7 protein-coding genes and 1 pseudogene are annotated in these 8,528 nt (G+C 64.5%); 7 read left to right on the forward strand and 1 reads right to left on the reverse strand.

From position 1 onward, the window contains the following. A partial coding sequence (locus ABY403_RS10225; protein ID WP_372840698.1) for a PHP domain-containing protein occupies positions 1-237 on the reverse strand: 237 nt, incomplete at its 3' end. A gap of 104 nt (positions 238-341) precedes the next feature. On the opposite strand from ABY403_RS10225, the gene ABY403_RS10230 reads away from it, so the two are divergent. From ABY403_RS10230 to ABY403_RS10260, 7 genes and pseudogenes are all read left to right on the forward strand, one after another. Then, on the forward strand, positions 342-797 hold the full coding sequence (locus tag ABY403_RS10230) for an SRPBCC family protein (RefSeq protein ID WP_372840699.1): 456 nt from the start codon (positions 342-344) through the stop codon (positions 795-797). A gap of 125 nt (positions 798-922) precedes the next feature. Next, positions 923-2,329: a xanthine dehydrogenase small subunit gene (gene xdhA / locus ABY403_RS10235; RefSeq protein ID WP_372840701.1), complete on the forward strand. Its 1,407-nt coding sequence runs from the start codon at positions 923-925 to the stop codon at positions 2,327-2,329. After that, the gene (gene xdhB, locus ABY403_RS10240; RefSeq protein ID WP_372840702.1) at positions 2,326-4,644 is read left to right on the forward strand and encodes a xanthine dehydrogenase molybdopterin binding subunit; all 2,319 of its coding nucleotides are present in this window, start codon (positions 2,326-2,328) and stop codon (positions 4,642-4,644) included. The genes xdhA and xdhB overlap by 4 nt, the downstream gene beginning before the upstream one ends. Further along, positions 4,641-5,546 (forward strand): xanthine dehydrogenase accessory protein XdhC, encoded by a 906-nt coding sequence (gene xdhC, locus ABY403_RS10245; RefSeq protein ID WP_372840703.1) that lies wholly within the window; start codon positions 4,641-4,643, stop codon positions 5,544-5,546. The genes xdhB and xdhC overlap by 4 nt, the downstream gene beginning before the upstream one ends. Then, entirely contained in the window at positions 5,543-7,078 is a 1,536-nt protein-coding gene (locus ABY403_RS10250; protein ID WP_372840704.1) for an ABC transporter ATP-binding protein, read from the forward strand. The genes xdhC and ABY403_RS10250 overlap by 4 nt, the downstream gene beginning before the upstream one ends. Then, entirely contained in the window at positions 7,075-8,157 is a 1,083-nt protein-coding gene (locus ABY403_RS10255) for an ABC transporter permease (RefSeq protein WP_372840705.1), read from the forward strand. The genes ABY403_RS10250 and ABY403_RS10255 overlap by 4 nt, the downstream gene beginning before the upstream one ends. Next, positions 8,154-8,528 (forward strand): annotated as a pseudogene (locus ABY403_RS10260) (ABC transporter permease); the annotation flags it as partial. The gene ABY403_RS10255 and the pseudogene ABY403_RS10260, both read left to right, overlap by 4 nt.

Raw genomic sequence — 8,528 nt, forward strand, 5'->3', positions numbered from 1 at the left:
CGGTGCGGCCTCATCATAGCTCAGCGCGATCTGGCAGCCGATTATCGGCTGCACCCCCGCCGCCCGCGCCGTAACCGCGAACTCGAGGGCGGCAAACATCGCATTGGTATCGGTCAGCGCCACTGCGGGCATCGCCGCGGCACTGGCCAGCTTGACAAGCGTCTTCACCGGCACCGCGCCTTCCAGCAGCGAATATTCGGAGTGCACACGCAGATGGATGAATCGGGGCTGGGTCATGCCCCAAGGCTTAGGCCAGCGGCGGTCATATTTCACCCCCCAAATCGCATCCCCCTTGCGCGAAGCGTCCCCCCCCCGATAGCCTGCGGCTGTAGGAGGACGCCATGCCCAACTCGACCCTGACCCTGCGCCGCCACATCGCCGCCCCACCCGCCGCCGTCTGGCGGTGCTGGACAGAGCCGCATCTTCTGATGCAGTGGTTTGCACCGCGTCCGGTAAAAACCGTGGAGGCGGTGCTGGATCTGCACCCCGGAGGGCGTTTCTATACGGCCATGCTTTTGCCCGATGGCAGCGAACATGCGAGCGAGGGCTGTTTTCTGATCGTCGAACCCGGGGCGCGGCTGGTCTTTACCGATTGCCTGCTTGCTGGCTTCCGCCCGGCCGCCAAGCCCTTCTTCACCGCCGATCTCACCTTCACCCCCACTTCGGGCGGCACGGATTATCATGTCCGCGCGCTGCACGCCAACGAGGCGGGTGCCAAACGCCATGCGGAAATGGGGTTTGAACAGGGCTGGGGCGCCGCGACCGATCAACTGGCGGCGCTGGCGGCAAAACTCTAGCCTCAAGGCTCTTGCCAAGCGGGCCTCGCGCGGGCTTTCATGGCCAAACCGGCGCGACCCCCGCTTTACGCCGCATCGGGCGGGGCCGCACATGCCGGAACGCAGAGACCGCGGCGGGCGAACCCATGCAGATCACGTTTCTTCTCAACGGAGAAACCACCCAGTACACGCTGACCGACGCCAGCGTGACACTACTCGACTGGCTACGCGAAGACCGCGGCCTGACCGGCAGCAAAGAGGCTTGCCGCGAAGGTGACTGCGGCGCCTGCACGGTCATGCTTTCCGATGCTACGGGAAGTCGCGCAATCAACGCCTGCATCACGCTCATGGCGCAAATGCACGGCAAGGCGCTGCGCACGGTCGAGGGCATTGGCAGCAGCGCAGCACCGCACCCGGTGCAGCAAGCGCTGATCGAAACCCACGGATCGCAATGCGGTTTCTGCACGCCCGGCATCGCCGTGGCGCTTGCCACCGCGCATCTGAATGGCGAACACGACCACGACGCAGCACTTGCCGGCAATCTGTGCCGCTGCACCGGCTACGCCCCAATCATCCGCGCCGCCGACGCCGCCGCCGGGCAACCGGTCCCAGACTACATGCACGAAGATGCGGCAAAGCTTGCTGAAACTGCTTCAGCACAAATATCCTCGGGGGGGCGCGGGGGGGCAGAGAGCCCCCCCGCCTATCTGCCCGCAAACGCCGACGAGCTTGCCGCGTGGCTGCTTGCGCACCCATCATCGACGCTGGTCGCGGGTGGCACCGACCTTGGGCTGGCCGTCACCAAGGCGCTCAAGCCCTTGGATAAGGCTGTCTTTCTGCACCGCTGCGCTGATCTGCAACACATCACCACCAATGCCGACGAAATCCGCATCGGCGCGGGTGCCAGCATCGCGCAACTGCTGCGCGCCATGGCCAAGCCGCACCCCGCCTTTGCCGCGCTGCTCAAACGCTTCGCCAGCCCGCAAATCCGCGCCATGGCAACGCTCGGCGGTAATATCGCCAACGGCTCACCCATCGCCGACGCACCGCCCGTGCTGATCGCGCTGGGTGCCAGAGTACATCTGCGCCGCGGCGACGCCCGGCGTGAGGTTGCGCTCGAAGATTTCTACCTCGGCTATCGCAAACAGGACCGCGCGCCGGACGAGTTCATCGAGGCGATCACAATTGCCGCACATGCACCAAATCTGCGCGCCTACAAGCTTTCCAAGCGGTTCGACCAAGATATTTCGACGCTCTGCGCGGCCTTCAACCTATCCCTTAAGGCAGGGCGCGTGACCTCGGCACGGGTGGCTTTTGGCGGAATGGCCGCGGTGCCTGCGCGCGCGCGCAAGCTGGAAACCGCACTGATCGGGCAAAGGCTTGATGACATTGCCGAAGCTGCGCTGGCCCCATCTCTGGCCGAGGATTTCTCTCCGATCAGCGACTTGCGCGGCTCTGCGACCTACCGGATACAAGCGGCCGAGAATCTGGTCATCCGCTATGCGCGTGATCTGGCGGGCGAAGCGGTTTCGGTGCTGGAGGTGGCGTCATGAGCGTGGGGGCACCGCTTGCGCATGATTCCGCAGCAGGCCATGTGCTTGGGAGCGCGCGATATATCGACGATCTGCCAGTGCCCGCAGGCACGCTGCACCTTGCCTTCGGACTATCGACGATTGCGCATGGAACGATCACGCGCATGGACCTTTCTGCAGTACGCGCGGCACCGGGGGTAGTTGCCGTGCTTGTCGCGGCCGATCTGCCCTATGCCAATGATGTCGCCGCGGCCGCAGCAGATGAGCCGCTTTTGGCAACCGGCGTGGTGCATTACCTCGGCCAGCCGGTGTTTCTGGTGATCGCCGAAAGCCATCTTGCCGCGCGGCGCGCAGCCCGGCTGGGGCAGATCGACTATGCCGAACTTCCCGCTATTTTGACGATAGATCAGGCGCTTGCGGCAGGTTCGCGCTACGAGGGCGGGCCTGTTGTCTGGTCCAATGGCGATGCGGACACCGCGATTGCGGGGGCGGCGCATCTGATCGAGGGCCAATTCGAGACAGGTGCGCAAGAGCACTTTTATCTCGAAGGTCAGGTCGCATTGGCGCTACCCGCCGAGGCGGGCATGGTGGTGCACAGCTCGTCGCAACACCCGACCGAGATTCAGCACAAGGTCGCGGCAGCACTTGGCTATCCGTTTCATGCGGTACGCGTTGAGGTGCGGCGGATGGGCGGTGGCTTTGGTGGCAAGGAAAGCCAGGGCAACGCCTTGGCCGTTGCTTGCGCTGTCGCCGCGAAGGTCAGCGGACGCGCCTGCAAGATGCGCTACGACCGCGACGACGACATGACGATTACCGGCAAACGGCACGATTTCCGCATCCATTACCGCGCGGGCTTTGATGCGGAGGGCCGGATTCTGGGCGTGGAGTTTGTGCATCATGTGCGCTGCGGCTGGAGCCAAGATCTGAGCTTGCCGGTCGCAGACCGTGCGATGCTGCACGCAGACAACGCCTATTTCATTCCCGCGATGCGGATTGAAAGCCATCGGTTGCGCACGCACACGCAAAGCGCCACCGCGTTTCGCGGCTTTGGCGGCCCGCAAGGAATGGCGGGTATCGAGCGCGTGATGGAACATGCGGCGCATCATTTGGGGATCGACGCGTTGGAATTGCGGCGGCGCAATTTTTATACAGATGCGGGGGGGCCGTCTGCCCCCCCGCGCCCCCCCGAGGATATTTCGCTGAAGCAATGCACGCATTACGGCCAGCCCGTGGTGGATTTCGAGCTTGGCGCGCTGGTGGGCGAGTTGGAGAAATCAGCGGATTATGCAGCGCGAAAGCAGGAGATCGCGTCTTGGAATAGCACCAATCGAACATTGAAGCGGGGAATCGCCTTGACCCCTGTGAAGTTCGGAATCTCGTTCACGCTCACGCATCTCAATCAGGCGGGGGCTTTGGTGCAGGTCTATTCCGACGGCTCGGTGGGATTGAGCCACGGCGGCACCGAGATGGGGCAAGGGTTGCACCGCAAGATCGGGCAGGTCGCCGCAGCCGCCTTCGGGATTGGCATCGATGCCGTGCGGGTTGAGGCGACCGATACCGGCAAGGTGCCCAATACTTCGGCCACCGCAGCCTCATCGGGTGCTGATATGAATGGCATGGCGGTGAAGCTGGCCTGCGATACGATCCGTGGACGGATCGCGGCGCATATTGCAGGCGTTGCCGATGTAGACCTGCAAGAGGTGCATTTCGAAGGCGGGCAGGTTTTTACGGGCGAGCGCGCGTTCAGCTTTGCCGAGGCCGTTGCATCCGCCTATCAGGCGCGGATCAGCCTTTCGGCGACCGGGTTCTATGCCACGCCAGACCTCGCATGGGACCGCAAGGCGGGGCGCGGGCGGCCGTTTTATTACTTTGCCTATGGTGCTGCCGTCAGCGAGGTGGTGATCGACACATTGAGCGGCGAAAACCGGATTCTGCGCACCGACATTCTGCATGACGTAGGCGCTAGCCTGAATCCGGCGATCGACATCGGCCAGATCGAAGGGGGCTATGTGCAGGGCGCGGGGTGGCTGACCACCGAAGAATTGGTTTGGAATGATGCGGGGCGACTTTTGACGCACGCGCCCTCGACCTACAAGATCCCCGCCGCTTCGGACCGCCCGCGGCTATTCAACGTGGCGCTTTGGCCGGGGCGAAACCGCGAGGCGACCATTCACCGCTCGAAGGCCGTGGGCGAGCCGCCGCTGATGCTGGCGCTTTCGGTGCATCAGGCATTGGGGGCGGCCTGTGCTGCCTGTGGGCCGAATTGGCCAGGGCTGGCAGCGCCCGCAACGCCCGAGGCGGTGCTCGCGGCGGTGATGCGCGCGAGGGGCGCATGAGCTTGAAGCTGGCGGCCCTGACCCGCGCCGCCGCACGGGGGCCGTTCACCCGAGTGCTGGTGTTGGACGTAAAAGGTTCGGCTCCGCGCGAGGCGGGGGCCGAGATGTATGTCTGGCCCGACGATATCGAGGGCACGATCGGCGGTGGCGCGCTTGAATGGCAGGCGATGGCGCGCGCACGCGAGGGGCTTGTCGGTATCGAGCGGGTGGCGCTTGGCCCCGCACTTGGCCAGTGCTGCGGCGGTGCCGTGACTCTCTTTTACGAAGCGCTCGGCCCTGCGCGGGTTGCGGCGATCACGGGCCCGGTTTGGGCGCGCCCGATAAGTGGCGGCGGCGGGCCGACGCCGCCCGCGGTGCTGCGCGCGATGGCGGGGCCGGGCAACTTGCCAAAGATGGTTGAGGGTTGGGTCATCGAGCCGGTGGCACCCGCGCCGGTGCCAGTCTGGATTTGGGGCGCGGGGCATGTGGGGCGCGCGCTGGTCGGGGTGTTGGCACCGTTTGATCGGTTTGCGATCGACTGGGTCGATTTCGCGCCAGAGCGTTTCGGCCCGATTCCACCGCAGGTGCGCCAGAGCATCGCGGCAGACCCTGTCGATCTGGTGCGGTTCGCGCCATTCGAGGCCCACCATATTGTGGCGACTCATGCGCACGATCTTGACTTTGCTTTGGTTCACGCGATTCTCGGGCATGGATTTGCAAGCCTTGGCCTGATCGGATCGGCCAGCAAGGCCGCACGATTTGCGACCCGTTTGGGGGCACTTGGCCACAGCGGTGCCGAAATATCGCGCTTGCGTTGCCCGATCGGTGAACCGGGGTTGGGAAAGCACCCGCAGGCCATTGCGGTAGGGGTTGCGGCCGCGTTACTCAGAGACACGAGCGAGACACCGAAGGGGATGGGATGAGCGCGAACGAGCCGCCGCACTTGCTGCAGGTGGAGGGCCTGAGCAAGGCCTACCCCGGTGTACTGGCCAATGATGCGGTCAGTCTTTCCATCGCGCCGGGCCAGGTTCATGCGCTTCTGGGCGAGAACGGCGCGGGTAAATCGACACTGGTCAAGATGATCTATGGGCTGGTGCGGCCCGACGCGGGGCAGATGGCGCTGCACGGTGCCAGTTATGCGCCGGCCGATCCGCATGCCGCGCGCGCCGCCGGTGTGGCGATGGTTTTTCAGCATTTCTCACTGTTCGAGGCGCTGAACGTGGCGGAAAACGTCGCGCTTGGTATGGAAGACCCTCCGCCCCTGCGCCAGCTTGCCGCGCGTATACGTGCGGTCAGCGATGCTTACGGGCTGCCGCTCGACCCCGGCCGGATCGTTGGCGATTTGTCGGCAGGTGAGCGGCAAAGGGTCGAAATCATCCGCTGCCTGCTGCAAGACCCGAAGTTGTTGATCATGGACGAGCCAACCTCGGTGCTGACGCCGCAAGAGGTGGAAATCCTGTTCGCCACGTTGCGGCAACTGGCCGCCGAGGGGACCGCAATACTCTATATCAGCCACAAGCTTGAGGAAATCCGCTCGCTTTGCGACCGCGCCACGATCTTGCGCGGTGGGCGGGTGGTGGGCGAGTGCGACCCGCGCAAGCGATCGGCGCATGAATTGGCCGAGTTGATGGTGGGGGCGGAACTGAAGCTCACCGACCGCGCCGGGCGGCATCCGGGTGAGGTTGTGCTGACGGTGAGCGGGCTGAACCTTGAACCGGCCTCCCCCTTTGGGCCTTCGCTGAAGGATCTGGGCTTCACGCTTCGGCGCGGCGAGGTGCTCGGCATCGGTGGTGTAGCGGGCAACGGGCAGGAAGAACTGCTTTCGGCGCTTTCGGGCGAGCGTCCAACAAGCCACGGCACTGTCACGCTCAAGGGCAAAGACATCTCGGAACTCGGGCCCAACCCGCGCCGGGCGCTCGGGCTGCTTGCTGCGCCGGAAGAGCGCCTGGGGCATGCCGCGGCACCCGATATGAGCTTGACCGAAAACGCGATTCTGACTGGCACCATGCGCCGCCCGCTGACGCGGCGCGGCTTTATTGACCATCGTGCTGCGCGGGCATTCGCCCGCGAAATCATCGCCGCCTTTGATGTGCGCACGCCGGGGCCGCATGTGGCCGCACGTGCGCTTTCGGGCGGCAATCTGCAGAAATTCGTGATCGGGCGCGAGGTGTTGCAGGCACCAGAGGTGCTGGTGGTCAACCAGCCGACCTGGGGTGTCGATGCCGCGGCCGCAGCTGCCATCCGCCAAGCCTTGCTTGATCTGGCGGCGGGGGGGGCGGGGGTGATCGTGATTAGCCAGGATCTTGATGAGTTGATGGAAATCTCCGACCAGTTCGCGGCGCTTAACGAAGGGCGGCTCAGCCCCCCACGCTCGACAAGTGGCCTTACCTTGCAAGAAATCGGACTGAGCCTTGGTGGCGCGCATGGCATGAAAGTGGCAGAGGCTGCGACATGATCCAGCTGATCGCGCGCCCTGCCCCGTCGCGGTTCTGGCTATGGGCCACGCCTTTGCTTGCGGTTTTTTCGACGATGGTTGCGGGTGCGGTTCTGTTTGCAGCACTTGGCACCGACCCGCTTGAGGCGCTCAAGGTCATCTTCTGGGACCCGCTGCTGGGTGCTAATGCAAGCTATTTTCGCGGCCAGTTGCTGATCAAGGCGGGGCCGCTGATGCTGATTGCCGCAGGGCTTGCGGTGGGCTTTCGCGCGGGCATCTGGAATATCGGTGCCGAAGGGCAATACATCGTTGGCGCGATATGCGGCGCTGCGGTTGGGCTTGCAGCCTATCCGGCCGAGAATGTTCTGATCTTTCCGGCGATGGTGATTGCGGGGGCGCTTGGCGGCTGGGCGTGGGGGATGATTCCGGCGCTGTTGAAAAACCGCTTCGGCGCCTCGGAGATTCTCGTCTCGTTGATGCTTGTCTATGTTGCGCAGAACCTGCTGGCATGGGCGGCGTTCGGGCCGCTGAAAAACCCGTCGGGCTTTGGCTTTCCGGGCAGCCGCAATTTGCAGCAGTACCCCTCGGCGCATAATGCCGAATTGATCGCGGGCAGCGGGCTGCACTGGGGCGGGGTGGCGGCGCTGGCCGCCTTGGTGGGCACCTATGTGCTGATGAGCCGCCATATTGCCGGGTTTCGCATTCAGGTGGCGGGCGATGCGCCCAAGGCGGCGCGGTTTGCCGGTGTGGCACCCGCACGGCTTGTGGCGTTTTGCCTTGGGCTTTCGGGCGCGCTGGCGGGGCTTGCGGGGATGTTCGAGGTGGCAGGCCCTTCCGGGCAGATCACCGACGCCTTTGGCGCGGGCTACGGATTTACGGCTATCATCGTAGCATTTCTGGGCCGCCTCAACCCGATCGGCATTTTGCTTGCCGGGCTTTTGATGGCGTTGACCTATATCGGCGGCGACATGGCGCAACTGATGCTGCGCCTGCCGGCTGCGGCGATTCAGGTGTTTCAGGGGATGCTGCTGTTCTTCCTGCTCGGGTTCGATCTTTTGACGAACTACCGGGTGCGTCTTGGCAGAGGGGTTGGGGCATGACCCTTGGCGGCATAGACCTTGTAGCACTGGCGGCGATGCTGATGGCCGCCTCAACCCCGATCCTGCTGGCCGCGACGGGCGAGCTTATCGCCGAAAAGGCGGGTGTGCTAAACCTCGGGGTCGAAGGCATGATGATCATGGGCGCGATCGGCGGCTTTGCCGGGGCGGTCACTACTGGCAGCCCGGCGGCGGGGTTTGCACTGGGCGCATTGGCCGGGGCCGGAATGGCGCTGATATTCGGCTTTCTCACGCAGGTGCTTTTGTCCAATCAGGTTGCAACGGGCCTTGCGCTGACGCTGTTTGGCCTTGGGCTTTCGGCGCTGTTTGGAAAGAGTTTTGAGGGTGTGCGCCCGCCTTCCACCGAAAACCTC

Source organism: Phaeovulum sp. (assembly GCF_041596715.1).
Taxonomy (GTDB): Bacteria; Pseudomonadota; Alphaproteobacteria; order Rhodobacterales; family Rhodobacteraceae; genus UBA6213.

Bases quoted from the DNA above. Each gene is read 5' to 3' on its own strand.
- ABY403_RS10230 (WP_372840699.1), top strand. From the start codon at position 342: ATGCCCAACTCGACCCTGACCCTGCGCCGCCACATCGCCGCCCCACCC.
- xdhA (WP_372840701.1), top strand. From the start codon at position 923: ATGCAGATCACGTTTCTTCTCAACGGAGAAACCACCCAGTACACGCTG.
- xdhB (WP_372840702.1), top strand. From the start codon at position 2,326: ATGAGCGTGGGGGCACCGCTTGCGCATGATTCCGCAGCAGGCCATGTG.
- xdhC (WP_372840703.1), top strand. From the start codon at position 4,641: ATGAGCTTGAAGCTGGCGGCCCTGACCCGCGCCGCCGCACGGGGGCCG.
- ABY403_RS10250 (WP_372840704.1), top strand. From the start codon at position 5,543: ATGAGCGCGAACGAGCCGCCGCACTTGCTGCAGGTGGAGGGCCTGAGC.
- ABY403_RS10255 (WP_372840705.1), top strand. From the start codon at position 7,075: ATGATCCAGCTGATCGCGCGCCCTGCCCCGTCGCGGTTCTGGCTATGG.